Here is a 20,550-nt window from a genome sequence, read left to right as displayed (position 1 = left end):
CGCCATCTCTTCCACCTCGTGTAGCGCCGAATGCTCCAGCAATTCCTCCATGATTTCGGCTATTTCGCCCTCTTTCTCGGCACCTTCTTCGAAGGCGAAACCATTCTGGTGCTGGCCGGCTTTCTCGCCTTTCGCGACTACATGAACATCCAGACCGTCATCCTGGTGGCCTTCTGCGGCAGCTACGCGGGCGACCAGCTGTGGTACTTCCTCGGTCGCCGCCATGGCCGCAAGCTGCTGGCGCGCAAGCCCAAGTGGGAAGCGGCGGGGGAAAAGGCGCTGGCGCACATCCGTCGCCATCCCGACCTCTGGGTCCTGAGCTTTCGTTTCGTCTATGGCCTGCGTACCGTCATGCCGGTGGCGATCGGCCTGTCGGGGTATCCCCCGGCGCGCTATCTGATTCTCAACGGCATCGGTGCCATCGTCTGGGCGACGGTGCTGGGCTATGCGGCCTATCACTTCGGCGCCGTCCTCGAGGGCGTGCTGGGCAATCTCAAGCGTTACGAGCTGATGGTGCTGGGCGGCTTCGTGGTGATCGGGCTGCTGCTCTGGCTCTGGCGGCGCAGTCGTGCGCCCAAGGTCTAGACCCAGCTTGACCTGAAAACATCCGCGCACCGGTGGCAAAGCGCTGAACACCGGCTGGACGCTCCCAGCGGCCTGTTCCCCTGCCCTGCGTAGACTCAAACGCTAGCCCGACCAGCTTTCTGGCTGGGATTTGCCTTGCCCGATCGGCTCTCGGCAACTTTTTCAAAAAGCCCTAGAACGCTGGATTCCCGAGTACCTACGTCCGTCGGTAGAATTAAAGCCTGAGTTATCTCTGCCGATGCTCTGAATAACCTTCCCTTCCTTCGTGCCTCGTGCGGCAAGCTGGCGATTGAGCATGCTGAATTTCTCCACCTTGCTTCCCCCTGGCCATCAGGTATTCGTGGCCAACGATTACGAAGGATTGCTCGTGGTCCTGTCGTACCTGATCGCTAGCGCCGCCGGCTACACGGCCCTGGCCATGGCGGACTGGGTGACCACCAGCCGCTCCCGACGCGGCAGCGAACTGGCCAAGCTGATCGGTGCCATCGCCCTGGGTGGCGGCATCTGGTCGATGCATTTCCTCGCCATGCTGTCGTTCAAGGTCGGCATCCATGTGCATTACGATCCGCTGCAGACCCTTGCTTCGCTGTTGATCGCCATCGCGGTGTCCTACACCGTGATGCACCTGATCGGGCGCGAATCCCTCACCGTGGCCCAGTACCTGCTCGCCTCCCTGGCCGCCGGCGTGGGTATCGCGGCCATGCATTACACCGGCATGCTGGCCATGCACTCGATCGCCATCCAGCTCTACGATCCGCTGCTGGTGGTGGTCTCGGTAGTGATCGCCAGCCTGGCGTCGTTGGCGGCGCTGCTGCTGGCCTTCCGCCTGCGGGGCCGGACCGGACTCAGGACCATCTGGCTGCGCCTGTTGGGCGGCCTGGGCCTCGGCTTCGCCATCGTCTCGATGCACTTCACCGGCATGGCCGCGCTGACGCTGGCAGTACCCATCGGCTTCGAGCCGGACGGTCTGGCGGAAGTGAGCCAGCACCTGGAACTGGGGATGGCCGTCGCGCTCGGTACCCTGTTCATCATCCTGGTCGGCCTCCTCGCCGCCTGGGCCGGAGAACGCTTCCACGCCCAGCGTCTGCGCCTGGAGCGGGTATCCACCACCCTCGATCAGATCAGCCTGCACGATCCGCTCACCCATCTGCTCAATGGCTCGAGCTTCATCCAGACCGTGGACCGGGCCGTGAGCCAGGCGCGCAGTGGCGAACAATTCGCGCTGCTGATGCTGGATGTCGATCACTTCAAACGCATCAATGACAGCCTCGGCCATGCCCTGGGCGATGAATTGCTGGTACAGGTGGCACAGCGGATCCGGGCGGTGCTGGACGACGACCTGCCGCTGGCGCGCTATGCCGGCGATGAATTCAGCCTGCTGCTGCCGCTCGGCACCCGGGGAGACAGCCAACCCCTGGCCCTGCGCTTGCTGGAGCAGCTGCGCCCACCCTTCGAGCTCGCCGGGCAGCGCTTCGCCATGACCTTCAGCGTGGGTATCGCCCACTATCCCCAGGATGGCGCCGACGCGGGCCAGCTGTTGCGCAGTGCCGGGCTGGCGGTCGGTCACTGCAAGCGCAGTGGGCGCAATCGCAGCCAGAGATTCGCCAACGAACTCCAACGCGAAGCCGACGACCTGCTCAGCCTGGAGATGGATCTGCGCCATGCCCTCAGCCAGGGTGGCCTGCACCTGGCCTATCAGCCCATCGTCGATCCCGACGGCCATCCCGTGGCCCTGGAGGCGCTGGTACGCTGGCAGCACCCGACGCTGGGCGCCCTGAGCCCGGAGCGTTTCGTCCGCGTCGCCGAGCAGACCGGCCTGATCGCCGACCTGGATGGCTGGGTCATGCGCCAGGCCTGCGCCGATCTCGCCCAACTGCACCGTGAAGGTTATGCGGAGCTGCGCGTCTCGGTGAACTGTTCGGCCCTGAACCTGAGCGATCGCTTGCTGCCCCAGGCTATCGCCCGGGCTCTGCAGGCCGAGGATCTACCGCCCTCGGCGCTGACCATCGAGGTGACCGAGAACGCCCTGATGCACAGTCTCAACGTGGCCATCGAACTGCTCGACGAGATCCGCGGCCTGGGCGTACGGGTTTCCATCGACGACTTCGGCAGTGGCTATTCGTCCCTGGCCTATCTAAGCCGGCTACCGGTGGACTCACTCAAGGTGGACCGCGCCTTCGTCCGCACCATCCCCAACCAGCACAACGACATGGCCATCGCCTCGGCGATCATCGCCATGGCGCACAAGCTGGGGCTGAAGGTAGTGGCCGAAGGGGTGGAGACCAACGAGCAGCGGCACTTCCTGCATACCAATGACTGCGATTTCCTGCAGGGCTACCTGTTCAGCCGTCCGGTGCCGCTGGCGCAACTCAGGAGCTGGCTGGAACAGCGACCGGTCGCAGCCGCCTAGCCCGGCCTAACCGACGGCACCGCGCTGGAGCCGGGTGATCAGGCGATCCAGGGCGTTGGCGAAGGCCTGGCGGTCCCGCTCACCGTAGCCGGCCTGCCCGCCGCCCATCTGTCCCTGGTCGCGCAGGTCGGCCATCAGGTTGCGCATGGCCAGGCGCTGGCCCATGTTGCGTTCATCGAATTCCTGCCCACGCGGATCGAGCGCGGCCACGCCCTTCTTGACCAAGCGATCGGCCAGCGGGATGTCACTGCAGATTACCAGGTCACCCGGCTGCGCCTGCTCGACCAGATGATCATCGGCGGCGTCCGGCCCGCTGGGCACCACCACCAGGCGCACGCAGGCGAAAGGCGGCTTGATCTGCGGCTGGCCGGCCACCAGGACCACCTCCAGCTTGCGTTTCAAGGCGAATTTACAGACCAGCTCCTTGGCGGCACGCGGACAGGCATCGGCATCGATCCACAGGATCACGGGACTTCTCCGGCAAAAGCCCAGGATACCGCGCCCCGCCGGCGCACCCCAGCGCAGCGGCGTGGTCGGACAGGAATAGCGAACCGACTGGAGCCCGTCCATGACCTTCTGGCAACGCCTGGAGCACCCCGCCCATGCCTTGGTGTACGGCGCCAGCGGCGGCCTGGGCCTGGCGCTGTGCGAGCAGCTGCTGGCGCGTGACGAGATCGCGCTGGTCTGGGCCTGCGCCCGCCAGGCAGAGGCCCACGCGGAACTGGCGGAGCTGGAACGGCGCCATGGTCCACGCCTGCGGCGACTCGACGTCGATGTCCTGAACGAGACCGATCTGCTGGCACGACTGGCGGGCGTCTCGCCGCGCCTGGACCTGCTGCTGTGCGCTTCGGGCCTGCTGCAGGGCGAGCAGGCCCGCGCCGAGAAGAGCCTGGCCCAGGTAGCCCCGGCCGGCCTGCTGGAAAGCTATCTGGCCAATGCCGTCTTGCCGATCCTGTTGATCAAGCAGCTGACCCCGCTGCTCAAGGGGCACCATCCCTGCCAGGTCGCGGCGCTGTCGGCCCGGGTCGGCTCCATCGGTGACAACCGTCTGGGTGGCTGGTACGGCTACCGCATGGCCAAGGCCGCCCTCAACCAAGGCCTGCGCTGCGCCAGCATCGAACTCGCCCGGCTCAACCCCGAGAGCTGCGTCCTGGCATTGCATCCGGGTACCACGGATACCGCCCTGTCACGCCCCTTCCAGGCGCGGGTGCCGGCGGAGCAACTGTTCACGCCGAGCTATGCGGCGGAGCGCCTGCTGGCCGTCCTGGCCGCGCGAACCCCGGCCGAGACCGGCACTTTCTGGGACTGGCAGGGCCAGCAAGTGGTCTGGTAGCGACCTGAGATCAGAGCGCCGCGCGCCGTACCGTGGACAGCAACGCCGCCGCGGCGAGGAACAGACTGGCGAAGACCCGGTTGGTCAGCCGCTGCTGCCGGGGTGTGCGCAGCAAGGTCAATACCCGCGCGGCAAGGCCGGTGTAACCCGCCATCACGATCAGATCGACGGTGACCATGGTCAGCCCGATGATCAGGTACTGGGCAGTCAGGGGCGCCTGGGGATCGACGAATTGCGGCAGCACCGCGAGCATGAAGACCAGCGCCTTGGGGTTGCTGACGTTGACCAGGAAGCCCCGCAGCACCAGGGCGCCGATCCGTGGCGGCGCCCGCTCGTCGGCCACCTGGGCGCCCAGATCCATGGGCGCCGCGCGCCACTGGCGGATGGCCAGGTAGGCGAGATAGGCCACGCCAAACCACTTGATGAGGGTGAAGGCCAGTTGGGAGGTCGCCAGCAGGGCGCCGACGCCGACCGCGACGACGGCGATCTGCAACGCCAGACCCAGTTGCAGGCCGATGGCCGTCCAGTAGCCACGACGAAAGCCCAGGGTCACGCCGGCGCTCATGGAGGCGATGGCGCCGGCACCCGGCGAGAGGCTGATCATCCAGCAGGCAATGAAGAAACCGGTCCAGACCTGCAAACTCATGCACTCACCTGTCGAGATGGAAATCGAAGGAACCGTCGGCGTCGCGCCAGCGCCGCACCGACTTCTGGAAGAACTGGGTGTTGGGGATCTGTACCAAGGCGCCTTCCTGCTGCTCGTCCAGCTCCTGCAAGGTCACGAAGAGCATGTTGATGGCCACCACCCGGCCCTTGATGCCGGGCTTGTCGGAGGCATCCAGCACCTCGATGCGATCGCCCAGGCGGAACGGGCCGACGGTGAAGATCAGTACCGCGCAGAACAGGTTGGAGAGTACGCTCCAGATGGCGAAGAAGGCCACCGCCGCCACCGCGACGAAGCCGGAAATGGCCGTCCAGAGCACCGCGGCGGACACCCCAAAGCGCTCCAGCGCCATGAGGATGGCGCTGCCCATGATCAGCCAGCGCAGGGTGCCACGCAGGCCGAGGACGATCTGCGGCGGTAGCGGATAGCGCTCGCCGAGGCCGGTGACGGCCCGCGCCACGAAGCGCTGCAGGACGTAGCCGATGAGTAGCACCAGGGCGACCTGGCCGGCCACCAGCAGGTAGGCACTCCACCCCGGCAGCCAGGTCTGCAGCCACTCCTTCATCAGGCCCCCTCGAGCTCGGCTTGCAGGCTTTCCAGACGCTCCAGCGCCTCCAGCCACTGCTCTTCCAACTCGGCCTCACGGGCCTTGGCGGCAGCCTGGTCGGCCAGCGCCTGGCGCAGTTCCTCCTTGCGCGCGGCGTCGTAGAGACCGCTGTCACCCAATCGCGCTTCCAGGGCGGCAAGCTTTTCCTGGACCTTGCCCAGTTCCGCTTCCAGCTTGTCGGCGGCCTTCTTCAGGGGCGCCAGCTGCTGGCGCAGGGCAGCAGCGGCCTGGCGCTGGGCCTTGCGGTCGGTCTTGTCGACCGCCGCGCTATCGCCCGGCGTGGCGCTGGGCTCCTGGCGGGCACGGAAGTCCACCAGCCAGCGGCTGTAGTCGTCCAGGTCGCCGTCGAAGGCCTGCACCTTGCCGTCGGCCACCAGCAGGAATTCGTCGGTGGTGCTCTTGAGCAGGTGGCGGTCGTGGGAGACCACCAGCACCGCGCCGGCGAATTCCTGCAGGGCCAGGGTCAGGGCCAGGCGCATGTCCAGGTCCAGGTGGTTGGTGGGTTCGTCCAGCAGCAGCAGGTTGGGCTTCTGCCAGGCGATCAGCGCCAGCGCCAGCCGTGCCTTCTCGCCACCGGAGAAATTCAGCACCACCTCGTCGCAACGGGGACCGCGGAAATCGAAACCGCCGAGGAAGTCGCGCAGACTCTGCTCGCGCTCGCCGGGGGCGATGCGTTGCAGGTGCAACAGGGGGCTGGCCTTGGCGTCCAGGGAGTCGAGCTGGTGCTGGGCGAAGTAGCCGATGGCGAGGTTCTCGCCACGCTGCAGGCGGCCGCCGAGGGGCTCCAGCTCACCGGCCAGGGTCTTGATCAGGGTCGACTTGCCGGCGCCGTTGGGGCCGAGTAGACCGATGCGCGCACCTGGTGCCAGTTGCAGCTTGACCGGGTGCAGGATGGTGGTCTCGCCGTAGCCGAGGCGGCCTTCGGCGAGATCCAGCAGCGGGCTGGACAGCTTGTCCGCCTCGCGGAAGGCGAATTCGAAGGGCGAGTCGACATGGGCCGGCGCCAGTTCTTCCAGGCGTTCCAGGGCCTTGATCCGGCTTTGCGCCTGGCGGGCCTTGGTGGCCTGGGCCTTGAAGCGGGCGATGTATTTCTCCATGTGGGCGCGCTGGGCCTGCTGCTTGTCGTAGGCCTGCTGCTGCTGCGCCAGGCGTTCGGCGCGGGTGCGCTCGAAGCTGGAATAGCCGCCGCGATAGAGGGTGAGCTTCTGCTGTTCCAGGTGCACCACGTGATCGACCACCGCATCGAGGAAGTCGCGGTCGTGGGAGATCAGGATCAGGGTGCCGGGATAGCCCTTGAGCCAGTCTTCCAGCCAGAGGATGGCGTCCAGATCCAGGTGGTTGGTGGGTTCGTCCAGCAGCAAGAGGTCCGAGGGGCACATCAGGGCCTGGGCCAGGTTCAGGCGCATCCGCCAGCCACCGGAGAAGTCGCCGACGCGGCGCTCCATCTGCGCCGCGGTGAAGCCCAACCCGGCCAGCAGCTTGCGCGCCCGGGCATCGGCGGTATAGCCGTCGGCCGCCTCGAAGTCGGCGTGCAGCCGGCCCAGGGCATTGCCGTCCTGGGCCGCTTCGGCGGCTGCCAGTTCGCGCTGGATGCGGCGCAGGTCGACGTCGCCGTCCAGCACGTAGTCCACCGCCTGGCGTTCCAGGGTGTCCACTTCCTGGCGCATGTGCGCGATCCGCCAGGCGGCCGGAATGTGGCAATCGCCCGCATCGGCGCCGAGTTGGCCACGCAGCAAGGCGAAGAGACTGGATTTGCCGGCACCGTTGGCACCGATCAGGCCGGCTTTCTGGCCGGGATGCAGGGTCAGGTCGGCGCTTTCGAGCAGGCGCTGCGGACCGCGCTGTAGGGTAAGGTTCTGTAGTCGGATCATGGCGGCGGAGTGTAGCAGCTCCACCACCCACGAATGGGGAGGCGGATATGCAAGAGGACCTGTGGGAATTCGCGTTGGCAGTATACGCCCGGCCTGGCGTGGAGGGTGCCTGTTTGCGTGTGCAGGAGGCTGGAGCCGATGTCTGCCTGGTGCTGACGGCGCTCTGGCTCGACCGGCGCGGCTGCGCTCTGGAGGCCAGGGGCCTCGGCCGGTTACAGGCCGCCGCGACGCACTGGCAGGAAACGGTGGTGCGGCCCTTGCGTCAGCTGCGTCAGGCCTGGAAGGTTCCGGCTGGAGAGGACGAGGATCTGGCGGCGCTCCGCGACCAACTCAAGGGCCTGGAGCTCTCCGCGGAACGCGAACAGCTCGCTCGCCTGGCACGACTCGCGGCGCATTGGCCCTGCCGCGCCGGTACAGGCGCCCCCAGCTGGCTGCACGCCGTGGTACCTCCTGACGCGGCAGCCAGCGATCTCGTCCTGCTGGCCGAGGCAGCGCGGATGGCCAGGCCCTAGATAGCCTGGCCTTAGACGGAGGCCAGGCGCGGCTGCTGGTGTGCGGTATGCAGGACTTCGATCAGGCAGTCTTCGAGTTCGAAGCGCTCGCGCAAGGTTTCGCCCAGCAGCTTGAGTTCGATGGTCAGCAGACCAGGGTCCCGGTAGGCGCCGCGCTCGAAACGGTCGTTGAAGTTCAGAGCGGCGTCGGTCAGGGCCTGCAGGCGCGGATAGACGCTGTCGGAGAACTCGATGGCGCGCTCGTCCTGGAACTCCCGGGCTTCGGCCACCAGTTGCTCGTAGATCTCGAAATGCGCGGTGGACATGTAGTCGACCAGCAGGTCGCAAAGGCGCTCCAGCTCGCTCACCTCGTGTACCGGGGCCAGCAGGGGTTGCAGGTCCAGGGTTTCGTAAGCGGTCACCAGCTCGCGGCGGGCGATCAGCCAGCGGTCGATCAGCTGGTGGACCCCACCCCAGCGTTCCTGGGCATTGCGGCAGGTTTCTAGCATGACGGCAGCTCTCTATACGGGCGAGACGGTCCGGGCGCGAGCACCCGGGTGATATCAGGAACTATACCGACATCGTCTCGCCACGCGAGTGCCGTTGCTCGGAGAAAGGCCTAGCGGCGGCGAAAGATCTTGACCAGGCTCAAGGCCATGAGCAGGACGAAGGCCAGCAGACTCCATTCCGGGATGCTCAGGCCGAACAGCGTCCAGTTGACCTCGGCGCAATCGGCGGTGCCGTGCAGGACCAGGCGGATGATCTCCTGGAAGGGCAGTGCCTGCATCATGTAGTCCAGGCTCGGCAGGCAGGCCGCCAGCTCTTCCGCCGGCACCGTCTGCAGATAGACCTGGCGGCCGGCCGTGGCGGCGCCACCGGCGGCCAGCAGCAGGAGGATCACGCCATAGATACGCGCTCCACGCTTGCCTGGCGCCTGGATGCCGGCGATCAAGGCGACCACGCCGACCAGGATGAAGAAAATTCGCTGCACGACGCACAGTGGGCAGGGCTCGAGGCCAACCACGTGTTCGAGGTAGAGACCGACGCCCATGAGTACCGCGCAGGTCGCGGCCATGAACAGGAAGATGAAGCGGGTACTAGTCACGGACGCGCCGTCTCCAGCAAGGAATTGGGACGTTACGGTAGTGAAAGCCCGGGCTCCTTTCAAGGACCCGGGCTGGACGGCGGCGTCTCAGGCGCGTGTGGCCGGCAGAGCTCCAGGCGCCGGCTCATGCCATTGGCTCTGCAAGAGCTGCTGGCTGCGGGTGACGTCGCCCAGTTGCATGACCACCCGCGCCAATTCGCCGGCAGTGACGGCGGAAGGCCGCTGGGCCAGGCTGGTCTCCAGGTATTCGCGGGCCTTGCCCCACAGTTGGTTGCTCATGCACAGCCGTCCCAGCGCCAGCAACAGCACCGGGTCCTGAGGCCGTTCCCGCAACCAGCCTTCGGCGTGATGCAGCGGCCGACTGGCATCGCGCGGGCGCAGATGACCGTAGAGTTCGATCAGCCGCTCATCCCACTGCCGGTTGAGGGTGATGTGCAGCACCTCCTCGGCCAGGTCGTCACGACCGATGGCGCGCAGTTGGCGGGCATAGGCCAGCACGACCGAGGAATCCCCCTTGAGCGCCGTGGGCACCTGCTGCCACTGGGCATCCAAGGCGGACTCGGCGCCCTGTGCAGGCACCTCGTCCAGGGTAGCGATCCAGACCTTGCGCTCCAGGTCGTCCTGCTCCTGGGGACGCAGCACCTGTTGCTTGCGCAGTTGCGGCAGCAAGGCGATCAGCGCCGGCCAGTCGCGCAGGGTCACCTGCAAACGCTGCAGCTGGAGCAGTACCTCGCCGTTCTTCGGGTACTTGGCCTGCAACGGTGCGAGGCTGTCGCGGGCTTCCAGGTACTGGCCGCGGTCAATCTGCAGGCGGGCTTGCTGGAGACCGATGGCCAGCTCGGCATGGGGCTCGCGTTCACGTGCCTGGCGCAGCAGCCGGTCGCGCTCTTCGAGATCGCCCAATTCATTGGCGGCACGGGCGGCGCCCAGCAGCACGAACAATGGCTGGTCGGCCTGTTCAGCGGCGCTTTTCAGGTGTTTGAGAGCGCTGCTCCAGTTGCCTTCGGCCAACTCCAGCTGGCCTTTGTGGCGAGCCTGCTCCAGGCGCCGCTGGCGATTGTGGCGCGACCAGGGGTTGAGCACCTTGCCGGTCAGCCCCAGGGCATTCAGCACCAGCTTGAGGATGTAGAGCGCCAGCCAGACGGCCACCAGCAGCGCCAGGAAGGCCCAGAGGCTCGATTCGTAGCGGAAGTTACTATAGGAGAGCAGCACATAGCCCGGCTCCTTGGCCAGCACCACGGCGACGCCCAGGCCGACGAGCAGGGCGAACAGGAACAGCAGGTACAGGCGCTTCATGGGCGATTCTCCTGAGCCGCGCCGGCGGCATTGTTCGACTGGATGTTCGGCTGGATTTGCTGGCGTTGCGCGATGTAGGCCTGGAGCGCGGTCAGCGCCGGCGTCAGATCGGGCGCCTCGAAGGTCACCGGACGCTCGGCCAGCTCCTGCAGGCGCAACTTGACCGCACGGCTATCGGGATTCTGGTTGTTGAAGTAGCCCGCGAGGACGTCTTCGGCCTGCTCGATGGAGAGGCGATAGACCTCCTGGTTGCCGTTGAGCACGGCCCATTGCGCCTGCTCCAAGGCCAGACTCATGGCCAGGCGGACCTGGGCCAGGGATTCCTCAGCCAGCAGCGGACGGATCGGCTGGTCGGCGGAGAAATCGATGCGGAAGTAACTGGAGATGCGCTGGCGGAAGTCCTGCCACCATTGCTGCAGGGTGCTGCTCGGCGGCAGCGCGGGCTTCTCGACACCCGGCTGATCGGCCACCGTGGTGGAGAAGCGCGGCGGCAGCGGCTCCAGGCTCTGCACCTGGTTACGCAACGAGGCGAGCTGGACGAACAGCCCGGTGCGATCCAGATCGGGCAGTTGGCGCAGCGTCTGCTGAGCGTTGGCGATCTGTTGGCGGGCGGCGAAGGCAGCCGGGTCGTTCTGCGCCTTGAGAATGTCGTCGACGCCCTGCAGCAGATTCTGCGCACTGGGGACATCCTGCAGGGCGACCATCCGCAGGGTCGCCATGCGTAGCAGGTGCTCGGCCTCGGTCAGGCGCCAGGCCTGACGGCTCTGGCCGACTACTTCCTTGAATTGCTCCGCGAGGTGTTGTTGATCGCCTTGCAGGGCGATCAACTGGCGGCGGCGCTCTTCCAAGTCACTGGCCGAAGGCAGACGGGCCAGGTCGGCACTCAACGCCTGGTTGCGCGTCTCCAGTTGGCGCAGCTGAGTGCGCAGATCCTCGGCCTGGGCGGCGCTGCTCTGCTCGGCCTGGCGCACCTGCTGTAACTGCCAGACGCTCCAGCCACCCAGCCCCAGACCGCCAGCGGCCACCAGCAGGGCCAACAGTGCGAGACCGGATGCCTTGCCCGAGCCCTTGCGGCGCGCGCTTGCAGGGGGCGACGCTGGCGGGGGCGTGGCGGCGGTCACGACAGGATCGGGAGAGACGTCGTCGGCGCGGGGGGCTTGAGTTTCGCTCACGGGAATTCCTTGTAGGGTCAATCCGGATGGTGGTGGGCTAGCGCGGCGGCGATGGCGCCGGCATTGGCGCCCTGGCACTCGATCATGCGGTGGCAGCCGTTCGCGCGGGCCAGCTCGGCCACGCGGGCGCTGGGTACCAGCAGGGGATAGCGGCGCAACTCGGGCCAGTCCGCACCCGCACAGGCCTGCAGATGCGCGAAACCCTGCCCACTGCTGACCATGATGGCATTCAGGCGTTCCGCTGCGAGAGTCTCTAGGATCAGCCCCGCAGGGTAAACCGGACACTGCCGGCGATAGAGTTCGAGTACCTCGACCCGGACGCCGCGGGCGGTCAGGGTCTCGACCAGCAGGTCGCGACCGCCTTCGCCGCGCAACAGCAATACCTGGGGGTCGGGGCGTTGCAGGGCTGCGTCCAGCGCCGGCAGGGCCAGCAGGCCTTCGCTGTCTTCGCGCACGGGGTAATGCACCAGCAGGCCGTAGTCGTCGAGCACCGCAGCGGTCGCCGCGCCGACGGCGAACCACGCCTGCAGCGGCGGCTGCGGCCAGTAGCGATCCAGGGCAGCGAGTCCGAGGCGGGCGGCCGGCTTGCTGACCACCACTACGGCGGCGTAGCGGTCGAGATCGAGCCAGAGGCTGCGCTGCGGCGGCGACTCCGCCAGTGGCTGGAGCTCCAACAGCGGCAGGCTGGCGGTGGCGATGCCCGCCGCGGCCAGGGCGGCGGCGAGCGGTGGATTTTCCTCCGCCGGACGGGTCAGCAGCAGCCGCCAGGCGCTCATGATGCGCCGGCGCTTCCGTAGACGGCGTCGAGAATGGCCTGGGCGCCCTGCCCCAGCAGCGCTTCGGCTACCGCCACGCCCAGTCCGGCCGGGTCATTCAGCGGGCCGCGAGCCTCGGCGCGCAGCAGCAGGCCACCATCGGGCTGGCCGACCAGGCCGCGCAACCAGAGCAGTTCGCCTTCCTGCACCGCGTAGCTGGCGATGGGCACCTGGCAGCCACCGTTGAGGCGCCGATTCAGTGCCCGTTCTGCCGCGACCCGGCGCTCGGTGTCGACATGGTGCAGCGGTTCGAGCAGCGCATGGACCTCGGCATCATCGGTGCGACACTCGATGCCCACGGCGCCCTGGCCACCGGCGGGCAAGCTGTCCTCGACGGTGAGGGACTCACGGATGCGCCCGGCGAAGCCCAGGCGGATCAGGCCGGCCGCGGCGAGGATGATGGCGTCGTATTCGTCGGCGTCGAGCTTGGCCAGGCGGGTATTGACGTTGCCGCGCAGGAAGCGGATCTGCAGATCGGGTCGCAGGGCCAGCAACTGGGCCTGGCGCCTCAGGCTGGAGGTCCCCACCACACTGCCCTGGGGCAGATCGGCGAGCCGGGCATAGCGGTTGGAGACGAAGGCATCGCGCGGGTCTTCACGCTCGCAGATGGCGTACAGCCCGAGGCCTTGGGGAAACTCCATGGGTACGTCCTTCATGGAGTGCACGGCGATGTCGGCGCTGCCGTCGAGCAGGGCATTTTCCAGCTCCTTGACGAACAGCCCCTTGCCGCCGATCTTCGCCAGGGGCGCGTCCAGCAGCTTGTCGCCACGACTGGTCATGGGCAGCAGGCTAACCCGCAACCCTGGATGCGCCGCTTCGAGGCGGGCTTTCACATAGTCGGCTTGCCACAGCGCCAGAGCACTCTGGCGCGTAGCGATACGAATTTCGCGGAGCATGGACATTACCAGCACGTCAGATTGCCGGCCATGATAGCAGGTCGACCGGCGCCTCTCCCCCGCTGAGCGCCGGTCATCGACGTGGAAGCGACGTCAGATGCTGTGCATCAGGCGGCGCACGCCGGCGACGTGGCGGCGGCTGACGGTCAGCGCATCGCCGTTCATGCCCTTGAGGAACAGCTGGAAGTGCCCCAACGGCGTGCGTTGCAGTCGCTCGATGCGTTCGCGGGAGACCAGCGCGTTGCGGTGAATCCGCACGAAGCGCTCGCCGAATTCGTCTTCCAGCGCCTTGAGCGGCTCGTCCAGCAGCACCTCGCCCCCGGAGTGTCTCAGGGTCACGTACTTGTGGTCGGCGATGAAGTAGACCACGTCGTCCAGCGGAATCAGCTCGATCCCCTTACGGGTGCGGGCGCTGATGTGGCTACGCGGACCTGGACCGCCGCTGGCTGGCGGCTTGGTCAGCGCAGCCAGTTGCATGCGGTTGGGGCGCTGCGCCTTGCTCAGGGCCGCGGCCAGGTCTTCCTGGCGAACCGGCTTGACCAGATAGCCCACGGCGCTCACCTGGAAGGCGTCGAGCGCGTATTCGTCGTGGGCGGTGACGAAGATCACCGCGGGCGGCGATTCACGCTCACAGAGCCGTGCCGCCACCTGCAAGCCGTCCAGGCCCGGCATACGGATGTCGAGCAGGACGATGTCTGGTTTGAGGTTTTCAACCAAAGCGAGGGCTTCCTCACCGTTGGTGGCTGTCGGCTCCAGGGCGGTATAACCGTCCAGTTGCCCCACCAGACGGGCCAGACGCTCGCGCGCCAAGGGTTCGTCATCGACGATCAGGACATTCATAAGCTCAGGCTTCCCGCATGAGTCGCTCGCATGGATAGCGAAGAGACGTTGTATGCCGCTGGTCGCGGCGTTCGATTTTGAGACTCGCAGCTGGTCCGAAAAGTGCCGTCAACCGCGCTTCGATATTGCTCAAAGCTTGACGAGTGCCCTTGGGGGGACGTGGCTGCTGCTCGACCTCGGGATCGTAGGGGTTGCTGATGACCAGTTCGAACACCCCATCCAGATAGTTGGCGTAGATGGTGACGAGCCCGCCTTCGATGCGCGGCGCGACACCATAGATCAAGGCATTTTCCAGCAACGGCTGGAGGGTCAGTTGGGGGATCGGCAGGTCGGCCGGCACGCCGTCGACGTCCCATTGCAACTTGAGCCGGTCGCCCAGGCGCAGCCGTTCGATTTCCAGATAACGCCGCGACAGTTCCAGCTCTTCCACCCAGCGCACCTTGGTACCGGGCTGGGCCAGGCTGGCGCGGAACAGCGCCGACAGATCCAGCACCGCGCGCTCGGCCTTGTCGGCATCCAGGGCGACCAGGCTGGCGATGCTGTTCAGGCTGTTGAACAGGAAGTGCGGGCGGATCCGCGCCTGCAGGGATTCGATGCGCGCCTGCAATTCGGCCTGCTGCTGGCGGCGCCACTGGCTCTGCAGCCAGAAGTAGCGCAGCAGCAGCATGGACATGATGAAGGCGATCAGCGCGTGCCTCATGTACAGCCGCACCTCGCCCACCCGCTGTAGCGGGCCGGCCAGTTGCAGCCAGTCGGCCACCAGAGTGCAACCCAGCGTCAGCGCCACCACGATGGCGCAGCAGAGGCCGCCGGCCACCACCGGCCGATGGCGCGCGAGCCAGGGGCGCAGACGACACAGCAGCGCCGCCGACAGCAGCACGATCCACTGCACGAAGAGCGACACCAGCGCCAGGCGGATCCAGTTGAATTGCAGGGTGAAGGGCTCGGCCAGCACCAGGACCAGCACCAGCAACTCCGCCAGCACCACCAGGACGAGCAGGGCCTCCGGTTCGCATAGCGCCGGGACGAAGAAGTCATCGACCTTGACCGGCCGGGGGGTTTTGCGGCGTTCGAGCATCATGAGCCGCAGTGTGGGTCAGATACCGCTCGTCGGCAAGTCGGCTCCGCTGATTCCGGCAGGAACCCGCTCAGGACTGCTATCATCGGCACCCTTCACCCTCCACCGACAAGCCCAGCAGCAGGCCGATCCATGAGCAGCGAAAAAACCAACCAGTCCTGGGGCGGACGCTTCAGCGAACCCGTCGACGCCTTCGTCGCCCGCTTCACCGCCTCGGTGGACTTCGACAAGCGCCTCTACCGCCACGACATCCTCGGCAGCCAGGCCCATGCCCGCATGCTGGCCCAGGCCGGGGTGCTCAGCGAGGCGGAGCGCGATGCCATCGTCGCCGGGCTGGACGAAATCCGCGGCGAGATCGAGGCCGGCACCTTCGAGTGGCGCGTCGACCTGGAAGACGTGCACATGAACATCGAGGCGCGCCTGACCGAGCGCCTGGGCGTGGTGGGCAAGAAGCTGCACACCGGCCGCAGCCGCAACGATCAGGTGGCTACTGATATCCGCCTCTGGCTGCGCGATGAGATCGACGCCATCCTCGTCGAGCTGAATCGCCTGCAAGAAGGCCTGCTGCAACTGGCGGAGGCCGAAGCCGACACCATCATGCCCGGCTTCACCCACCTGCAGACCGCCCAGCCGGTGACCTTCGGCCACCACCTGCTGGCCTGGTTCGAGATGCTTTCCCGTGACCACGAGCGCCTGGTGGACTGCCGCAAGCGCGTCAACCGCATGCCCCTGGGCAGCGCGGCGCTGGCCGGTACCACCTATCCCATCCAGCGCCAGGTCACCTGCGAGCTGCTGGGTTTCGAGGCCATCGGCGGCAATTCCCTGGACGGCGTCTCGGACCGCGACTTCGCCATCGAATTCTGCGCTGCGGCGTCCCTGGCGATGATGCACCTGTCGCGCTTCTCCGAAGAGCTGGTGCTCTGGACCAGCGCCCAGTTCCAGTTCATCGATCTGCCCGACCGCTTCTGCACCGGCTCCTCGATCATGCCGCAGAAGAAGAATCCCGACGTGCCCGAACTGGTGCGCGGCAAGACCGGCCGGGTGTTCGGCGCCCTCACCGGCCTGCTGACCCTGATGAAGGGCCAGCCGCTGGCCTACAACAAGGACAACCAGGAGGACAAGGAGCCACTGTTCGACGCCGCCGATACCCTGCGTGACTCCCTGCGCGCCTTCGCCGACATGGTTCCGGCCATCAAGCCCAAGCGCGAGATCATGCGCGAGGCCGCGCGCCGTGGCTTCTCCACCGCCACGGACCTGGCCGACTACCTGGTACGCAAGGGCCTGCCCTTCCGCGATTGCCACGAGATCGTCGGTCATGCGGTGAAGTACGGTGTCGACAGCGGCAAGGACCTGGCCGAGATGAGCCTGGACGAATTGCGCCGCTTCAGCGACCAGATCGAGCAGGACGTCTTCGCTGTCCTGACCCTGGAAGGCTCGGTCAACGCCCGCGACCATATCGGCGGCACCGCACCGGCCCAGGTCCGCGCCGCCGTGGCTCGCGGTCGCGAGTTGCTGGCCAAGCGCTGAGAGCCAGCACGCTCCCTGCGGCCGCCGCCTCCAGGTGGTGGCCTGCGCAGGAGCGGGCAAGCCTAGCCCGGCGTTCGTTCGGCGCGCGGCCAGCGACCCCTCGCTCGCTGGCCGCGCCATGCCGTCTATCGGCAGCACCAGCGGGCGAAAAAGGCTGGCCGCACGACCGGAACAGCGGCTGCTCTATCGGCGACAGCTCTAGGACAAGGCTCTTTGAACGAGCACTCTGGAGTGCCCGCTAACTGGGTACCGACCAGCCGCGAATGGGTACGACGACCGGCACTCAGGCCCCCGAAAAGTCAGCCGATACTGAGGACTTGACCAGCCTTTCGAGTCAAGCCTCATGCGCCTTTCAGCCTGTTCCATCCTGCTGTGCGGACTGTCCGCCGCCGCTTCCAGTCATGCGGCCCCGCCCGCTCCGCTGCCCCAGACGCTCACCTGGCATGTCCAGCTGAATGGCGTGTTGCAAAAGCCCAATCGGACCTTCTACGACATCGACCTCTACGACACCAGCAAGGCGGTGATCGCCAACCTGAAGGGCAATGGCAAGACGGTGATCTGCTATTTCAGCGCCGGCACCTGGGAAGACTGGCGCACCGATGCGGCCCTCTACCCCAAGGCCGCCCTGGGCAAGGCGCTGGACGCCTGGCCGGGTGAGCGCTGGCTGGACATCCGCCGTGCCGATGTCCGCGCCCTGTTGGCCAAGCGCCTGGATCTGGCCGTGCAGAAGGGCTGCCAGGGTGTGGACCCGGACAACGTCGACGGCTACACCAACCCGAACGGTCTCAAGCTGACCAAGGCCCAGCAGCTGGACTTCCTCAACTGGTTGGCCGACGAAGCCCACAAGCGTCAATTGCTGGTAGGCCTGAAGAATGCCATCGAGCTGATCCCCAGCGTCTACGGCAAGTTCGACTTCGCCCTCAATGAGAGCTGCTACGACTACGCCGAGTGCAATGCCTATAGCTACTTCCGGACCCAGAAGAAGCCGGTGATGATCATCGACTACGGCCCCTACAGCACCAAGCGCTGCAGCCAGGCCAAGACCTCCGGCTACAACCTGCAGTTCTATCCGCTGTCGCTGGCGGCCCTGGGGACCGCCTGCAAGTAGTCCGGCGCTCAGTCGAGCCCGGCTTTTTTATGGGACCTCTGCCCCAGCGCTACCCAGTCCAACTCGCCCTCGCCCTGGGCGACGGCCTCCAGCAGGTTGTCTCTCAAGACGCTGGCGAAGGGTAGCGGCACCGCCTTCTCCTGACCCGCGGCCAGCGCCAGACCGACATCCTTCAGACCCAGACTGAGCTTGAAGGCGGCGGGCGAGAATTGCCGCTCGGTCAGCAGGCGACCGTAGTTCTGGTACACCGGGGCGGCGAACAGGGTGCTGGTGAGGATCTCCAGCAACGCGGCCGACTCCACGCCATAGCTGCGCGCCAGTGCAGTGCTCTCGCCCATGGTCTCGATGGCGCTGGCGATCATGAAATTGCCGGCGATCTTCACCACGTTGGCCTGGCGTGGCTCCTGGCCCACCGGCCAGGTCTTGCGCCCGAGGACGTCGAGCAGCGGCTGAACGCGCTCGATGGCCGCCGGATCACCCGCCACCACGATGTTGAGCTGGCCACTGGCGGCCACGTCGGTGCGCCCGAATACCGGCGCGGCCACATAGCCCAACCCCGCTTCGGCATGGCGCGCGACCAGTTCGTCGACCAAGGCGACCGACAGGGTGGCCATGCTGACGTGGATCAGCCCGGCCCGCGCGCCCTGCAGGGCACCGCTGTCGAGGATCACCTCGCGGGTGGCGGTATCGTTGGCCAGGATGCTGAATAGCACCTCGGTATCGAAGGCCTCCGCCGGCGTCGCCGCGGCTACCGCGCCCTGGCCGACCAGCGCCGCTACCGGCGCCTGGGAGCGGTTCCAGACCACCACCTCGTGCCCGGCCTTGAGTAGATTGGCCGCCATGCCCTGCCCCATGCCACCCAGGCCTATGAATCCAACGCGCATTGGTATGTCCTCTCATGCAGTGCTGTGAAACGCCGGCCAAGCGCGGCTGACAAAACGTAGCGAGCGCCCGTCTGGCGGGTGCGCAGTAGTCTTGTCAGTCGCTCTAGAGCCAGCGGCGAAACTTGAACCAGCCATAGGGAATCAGCGCCGACACCACCATGGCGCCCAGTGCCAGCGGATAGCCGAAGTGCCAATCCAGTTCCGGCATGACCTTGAAGTTCATGCCGTAGATGGTCCCCACCAGGGTCGGCGGCAGAAACAGCACCGAGGCGATGGTGAAGACCTTGACGATGTTGTTCTGCTCCACGCTGATCAGCCCCAGGGTGGCATCGAGCAGGAAACCGATTTCGCCGTTCATCTTCGCCTGGTAATCGCTGAGCGAGCGCACATCGCGCTCCAGCGTCTTGAACCAGGTCTTGGCCGTACCGGAAATCCAGGCTGCACCCGTGCGCCTCAGGTAGGAGACGATCCGGTTGATGCCCAGCAGGCTCTCGCTGAGCTGGGCCAGCAACTGGTTGGTGCGTCCCAATTGCTTGACGATGGATTGCAGGTCCGTCTTCGGCTGGTGCTTTTCCTGCTGGGAATCGACGGGCTCGCGAAATACCGCCTGGGCCAGGCGATTGAGATGCGCCTGGACCGATTCGAGGATATCGGCCACCCGGTCCACCAGGCTGTCCAGCAGCGAGGCGAAGATCACGTCGCTCCGGCAGTGCTGGCGGGCCTCTTGGCGGGCCTTGCCGAGAAAGGTCTTGAAGGCGGCCAGTTCGGCGTAGCGCACCGTCACCAGCCAATCGGGGGTCAGCACGAAATTCACCACCGTCGCCTTGGGTTGGTGCTCGCTGAAGCCACTGACCACCGTGGTGGTGAGGTGCAGGGCCTGACCGGTCTGGTAGAGTCGCGACGATTCCTCGATTTCGGCGATCTCTTCGCGCGTGGGGATGTCCATCGCCAGGGTCTGTTCGAGATAGCGCTCTTCCTCCTCACTGGGATCGAGCAAGTCCACCCAGACCAGGTCCTCGGGCAGCGCGTCTCCCGGCGACAGCGGCTGCGCGACCAGCTCGTTGGCGGACAGGCGATAGCAGGTGATCATTCGATAGACTCCGGGCCGGCATCAGGGGTCGGACTGTAACAAGGGATATCCAGACATGATTGACCACGACGACGACGAAGAATCCTTCGTTTCCTCTCATCTCATCGAAGCGGTGGAGAACCAGCTCGCCGCCGGCGAACCCGTCTACGTCCAGGCTGTGCTCAACAAGCTCACCCTGGTCGGCTACGAGCGCGACGATGCGGTCCTGCTCATGGCCCAGGCGCTGGCTTTCGAGATAGACGCCATGCTGCAGGCGGATCGACCCTTCGATAGCGCTCACTACGAGCAGTTACTGCGCGCCCTGCCGGAACTGCCGGAAACCGACACGGACTAGCCCGCGGCCGGCTCCAGCGCCAGCAATTCCACCTGCTGCTCCTTGCCGCCGGGCACCGGCCAACTGAGTCTTTCGCCAGGGGTGGCGCCAAGCAAGGCACTGCCCGCCGGTGCAAGCACCGATACCCGCCCCGCTTCGCCGGCATCCTCTGGATACACCAGCACCACCTGATATTCCTTGCCCGTGTCGGTCTCGCGGCAGCGCACGCGGGAATTCATGGTGACCACGGCGCCGACGTCCTCGGGCGCCACGACCTGGGCCCGTGCCAGCTCCTCGTCGAGGGCGGCGGCCACGGGGCCGAACTCCGGCAAGTCGTCGAGCAGGCGCTCGAGACGGGGCAGATCGGCAGCGGAAACGGTGATGGGCGATGCATGGCGCATGGCGGACTCCTGGAGGACGAGACGACGCGGACCCGGCCGCGAACTGCGGAGGCCCCTCGGGATG

22 protein-coding genes are annotated in these 20,550 nt (G+C 66.6%); 7 read left to right on the top strand and 15 right to left on the bottom strand.

All coding sequences use genetic code 11. The features are described from left to right. The first annotated feature begins 30 nt into the window (after window positions 1-30). Both CCZ28_RS18020 and CCZ28_RS18015 read left to right on the top strand, forming a co-directional pair. On the top strand, window positions 31-585 hold the full coding sequence (locus tag CCZ28_RS18020) for a DedA family protein (protein WP_058760324.1): 555 nt from the start codon (window positions 31-33) through the stop codon (window positions 583-585). A 295-nt stretch (window positions 586-880) separates the two neighbouring features. Beyond that, window positions 881-2,995, top strand: coding sequence for a putative bifunctional diguanylate cyclase/phosphodiesterase (locus tag CCZ28_RS18015; protein ID WP_140220215.1), 2,115 nt, complete (start codon window positions 881-883; stop codon window positions 2,993-2,995). 6 nt (window positions 2,996-3,001) lie between these two features. Here CCZ28_RS18015 and CCZ28_RS18010 read toward each other — a convergent pair whose 3' ends face one another. After that, window positions 3,002-3,463, bottom strand: coding sequence for a YaiI/YqxD family protein (locus tag CCZ28_RS18010; RefSeq protein WP_140220213.1), 462 nt, complete (start codon window positions 3,461-3,463; stop codon window positions 3,002-3,004). 100 nt (window positions 3,464-3,563) lie between these two features. Here CCZ28_RS18010 and CCZ28_RS18005 point away from each other — a divergent pair, with 100 nt between their 5' ends. Then, window positions 3,564-4,328 carry an SDR family NAD(P)-dependent oxidoreductase gene (locus tag CCZ28_RS18005; RefSeq protein ID WP_140220211.1) on the top strand — a complete coding sequence of 255 codons (765 nt, stop codon included), beginning with the start codon at window positions 3,564-3,566 and terminating at the stop codon, window positions 4,326-4,328. Window positions 4,329-4,338: 10 nt separating this feature from the next. Here CCZ28_RS18005 and CCZ28_RS18000 read toward each other — a convergent pair whose 3' ends face one another. The 3 genes from CCZ28_RS18000 to CCZ28_RS17990 are packed head-to-tail and all read right to left on the bottom strand — an operon-like array spanning window position 4,339 to window position 7,470. Next, window positions 4,339-4,974 (bottom strand): LysE family transporter, encoded by a 636-nt coding sequence (locus CCZ28_RS18000; protein ID WP_140220209.1) that lies wholly within the window; start codon window positions 4,972-4,974, stop codon window positions 4,339-4,341. 4 nt (window positions 4,975-4,978) lie between these two features. After that, a complete protein-coding gene (locus CCZ28_RS17995) occupies window positions 4,979-5,557 on the bottom strand; it encodes a mechanosensitive ion channel family protein (protein WP_140220207.1) in 579 nt (192 codons plus the stop codon). After that, window positions 5,557-7,470: an ATP-binding cassette domain-containing protein gene (locus CCZ28_RS17990; RefSeq protein ID WP_140220205.1), complete on the bottom strand. Its 1,914-nt coding sequence runs from the start codon at window positions 7,468-7,470 to the stop codon at window positions 5,557-5,559. Before CCZ28_RS17990 ends, CCZ28_RS17995 begins: the two co-directional genes overlap by 1 nt. Before the next feature lie 47 nt (window positions 7,471-7,517). Here CCZ28_RS17990 and CCZ28_RS17985 point away from each other — a divergent pair, with 47 nt between their 5' ends. Beyond that, window positions 7,518-7,982, top strand: coding sequence for a TIGR02444 family protein (locus CCZ28_RS17985; protein ID WP_140220203.1), 465 nt, complete (start codon window positions 7,518-7,520; stop codon window positions 7,980-7,982). Window positions 7,983-7,993: 11 nt separating this feature from the next. On the opposite strand, the gene rsd is transcribed toward CCZ28_RS17985, so the two are convergent. The 8 genes from rsd to CCZ28_RS17945 all read right to left on the bottom strand — a co-directional run bounded on the left by rsd (window position 7,994) and on the right by CCZ28_RS17945 (window position 15,166). After that, window positions 7,994-8,470 carry a sigma D regulator gene (gene rsd / locus CCZ28_RS17980; protein WP_140220201.1) on the bottom strand — a complete coding sequence of 159 codons (477 nt, stop codon included), beginning with the start codon at window positions 8,468-8,470 and terminating at the stop codon, window positions 7,994-7,996. A gap of 110 nt (window positions 8,471-8,580) precedes the next feature. Further along, window positions 8,581-9,066 carry a disulfide bond formation protein B gene (locus CCZ28_RS17975; protein ID WP_140220199.1) on the bottom strand — a complete coding sequence of 162 codons (486 nt, stop codon included), beginning with the start codon at window positions 9,064-9,066 and terminating at the stop codon, window positions 8,581-8,583. An 87-nt stretch (window positions 9,067-9,153) separates the two neighbouring features. Next, window positions 9,154-10,362 (bottom strand): heme biosynthesis HemY N-terminal domain-containing protein, encoded by a 1,209-nt coding sequence (locus tag CCZ28_RS17970; protein ID WP_140220197.1) that lies wholly within the window; start codon window positions 10,360-10,362, stop codon window positions 9,154-9,156. Next, on the bottom strand, window positions 10,359-11,534 hold the full coding sequence (locus CCZ28_RS17965) for a uroporphyrinogen-III C-methyltransferase (RefSeq protein ID WP_140220195.1): 1,176 nt from the start codon (window positions 11,532-11,534) through the stop codon (window positions 10,359-10,361). The genes CCZ28_RS17970 and CCZ28_RS17965 overlap by 4 nt, the downstream gene beginning before the upstream one ends. 17 nt (window positions 11,535-11,551) lie before the next feature. Continuing rightward, complete coding sequence (locus tag CCZ28_RS17960) at window positions 11,552-12,310, bottom strand: uroporphyrinogen-III synthase (protein ID WP_140220193.1); 759 nt, start codon at window positions 12,308-12,310, stop codon at window positions 11,552-11,554. After that, entirely contained in the window at window positions 12,307-13,245 is a 939-nt protein-coding gene (gene hemC / locus CCZ28_RS17955; protein WP_437179181.1) for a hydroxymethylbilane synthase, read from the bottom strand. The genes CCZ28_RS17960 and hemC overlap by 4 nt, the downstream gene beginning before the upstream one ends. Window positions 13,246-13,338: 93 nt before the next feature. After that, window positions 13,339-14,085: a LytR/AlgR family response regulator transcription factor gene (locus CCZ28_RS17950; RefSeq protein WP_007161369.1), complete on the bottom strand. Its 747-nt coding sequence runs from the start codon at window positions 14,083-14,085 to the stop codon at window positions 13,339-13,341. Window positions 14,086-14,089: 4 nt separating this feature from the next. After that, on the bottom strand, window positions 14,090-15,166 hold the full coding sequence (locus tag CCZ28_RS17945; protein WP_140220189.1) for a sensor histidine kinase: 1,077 nt from the start codon (window positions 15,164-15,166) through the stop codon (window positions 14,090-14,092). Between the two features lie 129 nt (window positions 15,167-15,295). Between CCZ28_RS17945 and argH the strand changes: the two genes are divergently transcribed. Both argH and CCZ28_RS17935 read left to right on the top strand, forming a co-directional pair. Further along, a complete protein-coding gene (argH, locus tag CCZ28_RS17940) occupies window positions 15,296-16,690 on the top strand; it encodes an argininosuccinate lyase (protein ID WP_140220187.1) in 1,395 nt (464 codons plus the stop codon). A 343-nt stretch (window positions 16,691-17,033) separates the two neighbouring features. Further along, on the top strand, window positions 17,034-17,798 hold the full coding sequence (locus CCZ28_RS17935) for an endo alpha-1,4 polygalactosaminidase (protein WP_240795179.1): 765 nt from the start codon (window positions 17,034-17,036) through the stop codon (window positions 17,796-17,798). Between the two features lie 8 nt (window positions 17,799-17,806). On the opposite strand, the gene CCZ28_RS17930 is transcribed toward CCZ28_RS17935, so the two are convergent. After that, window positions 17,807-18,682, bottom strand: coding sequence for an NAD(P)-dependent oxidoreductase (locus CCZ28_RS17930; protein WP_140220185.1), 876 nt, complete (start codon window positions 18,680-18,682; stop codon window positions 17,807-17,809). A 103-nt stretch (window positions 18,683-18,785) separates the two neighbouring features. Beyond that, on the bottom strand, window positions 18,786-19,772 hold the full coding sequence (locus CCZ28_RS17925) for a magnesium transporter CorA family protein (protein ID WP_140220183.1): 987 nt from the start codon (window positions 19,770-19,772) through the stop codon (window positions 18,786-18,788). 55 nt (window positions 19,773-19,827) lie between these two features. On the opposite strand from CCZ28_RS17925, the gene CCZ28_RS17920 reads away from it, so the two are divergent. Beyond that, a complete protein-coding gene (locus tag CCZ28_RS17920) occupies window positions 19,828-20,106 on the top strand; it encodes a hypothetical protein (protein WP_140220181.1) in 279 nt (92 codons plus the stop codon). Here CCZ28_RS17920 and rnk read toward each other — a convergent pair. Continuing rightward, on the bottom strand, window positions 20,103-20,486 hold the full coding sequence (gene rnk / locus CCZ28_RS17915) for a nucleoside diphosphate kinase regulator (RefSeq protein ID WP_140220179.1): 384 nt from the start codon (window positions 20,484-20,486) through the stop codon (window positions 20,103-20,105). The genes CCZ28_RS17920 and rnk overlap by 4 nt on opposite strands. Window positions 20,487-20,550: the final 64 nt, after the last annotated feature.

It is taken from the genome of Pseudomonas oryzihabitans, from assembly GCF_006384975.1.
In the GTDB taxonomy this organism is placed as follows: Bacteria; Pseudomonadota; Gammaproteobacteria; order Pseudomonadales; family Pseudomonadaceae; genus Chryseomonas; species Chryseomonas psychrotolerans_B.
This window is presented reverse-complemented; position numbering and strand designations above follow the sequence as displayed.